This window comes from Cupriavidus sp. IK-TO18, assembly GCF_015549295.1.
Lineage (GTDB): Bacteria > Pseudomonadota > Gammaproteobacteria > Burkholderiales > Burkholderiaceae > Cupriavidus > Cupriavidus oxalaticus_A.
In genome coordinates, this window is record NZ_JADGMP010000053.1 from 1 (window position 1) to 548 (window position 548).

The window sequence follows — 548 nt, forward strand, 5'->3', positions numbered from 1 at the left end:
TATGACGACCTCAAGGCCACCGACATCGTGATCGAGGCCGCCACCGAGAACTACGACCTGAAGGTCAAGATCCTCAGGCAGATCGACGGCATCGTCGGCGAGAACGTGATCATCGCGTCCAACACCTCGTCGATCTCGATCACCAAGCTGGCCGCGGTGACCTCGCGCGCCGGCCGCTTTATCGGCATGCACTTCTTCAACCCGGTGCCGGTGATGGCCCTGGTCGAACTGATCCGCGGCCTGCAGACCAGCGACGCCACCCACGCCGCCGTGGAAGCGCTGGCGAAGGAACTGGGCAAGTACCCGATCACGGTCAAGAACAGCCCGGGCTTCGTCGTCAACCGCATCCTGTGCCCGATGATCAATGAAGCCTTCTGCGTGCTGGGCGAAGGCCTGGCCTCGCCCGAAGAGATCGACGAAGGCATGAAGCTGGGCTGCAACCACCCGATCGGCCCGCTGGCGCTGGCCGACATGATCGGCCTGGACACCATGCTGGCCGTGATGGAAGTGCTGTACACCGAATTCGCCGATCCGAAGTACCGTCCGGC

At 63.3% G+C, this 548-nt stretch carries 1 protein-coding gene; it reads left to right on the forward strand.

Going from position 1 to position 548, the window contains the following annotated elements; all coding sequences use genetic code 11:
* Positions 1-548 (forward strand): 3-hydroxyacyl-CoA dehydrogenase NAD-binding domain-containing protein (locus tag IPF36_RS32775; protein WP_255519979.1); only part of this gene is annotated, 548 nt, incomplete at both ends.